Raw genomic sequence first — 881 nt, 5'->3', positions numbered from 1 at the left:
TTTTTTCTTGTTCTCTTCATCTATTCTTTTACGCTCTGCATCGCTTCCTGGAATAAGTACAGAACGTAGGTTGCCATTTTCATCTTTGACAAACATATGTCCAAGCTCAGGCCTTGAACGCATATTGTTAGGATCATCTGTCCTTTCAGTGCCTTTGAGAGCTTCAATCTTGCCCGTCTGTGTTGAGATTTGGTAAGCCATATCACCGGGCAAGCCGTATGCTTCCTTTTCTTCTTTCGTGAGTATTCTATAGCCCTCCTTAAGGCCAGCAGGGCTTAACGTATCGCTCATGATTTTCATAGAAAGCTCAGGGTTTTGTGCAATTGCTTGCGCCTCTTCAGCACTATATCCTTTGGATTGTAAAACTTTTAAAACTTGCTGACGTTGAGCCCGCTCACTATTGCCCTGGCGCAACTGAAGTGCTGCATTCGAAAAGCTCTCTTGAGGTGTTTGCCCTGAAGCAAGACCAGCAAAAGAGTCCATTAAACGCTCTGAAAACTCCGAGTTCTTAAAACGATCCCATAAACTGCTCGCACTGTACTTATCATGCGCCTGTGTATCGCCATTACCCCCCGCTAATCTTTGGAAAAAGTCTTCTGCACCATTGGCAAGTTGCTTTGGCTGACCTTGTGAATTAATAAAGTTCTCAGGTGCATTTAAAGATTCTTGTTCTTGCTCTGACTTATCATTTGTCTGTAAAGCCCTCTCCTCACTCAAAGGCGCATTTTCATTCAAAGGTGCATTCGTCTGCAATTGCTCTGAAGTTAATCCTCCTTTGTTGAGCTCAGCAATATAATTCATTGCATCTTTTTGTTGCTGTTGTGCTTCATTTTGTGAAGGCATATCAATAGGAGAAACAAATTCAGATTGGGGCGCCAACG

General features: G+C 43.0%; 1 pseudogene. It reads right to left on the bottom strand.

The annotated features are described in order from the left end of the window. Positions 1-881, bottom strand: a pseudogene (locus J7R05_RS07300) (hypothetical protein); the annotation flags it as partial.

The organism is Bartonella capreoli, from assembly GCF_902813205.1.
GTDB classification, from domain to species: Bacteria; Pseudomonadota; Alphaproteobacteria; order Rhizobiales; family Rhizobiaceae; genus Bartonella; species Bartonella schoenbuchensis.
Note: the sequence above shows the minus strand (reverse complement) of the source record. Positions and strands in the feature narration are given on the sequence as shown.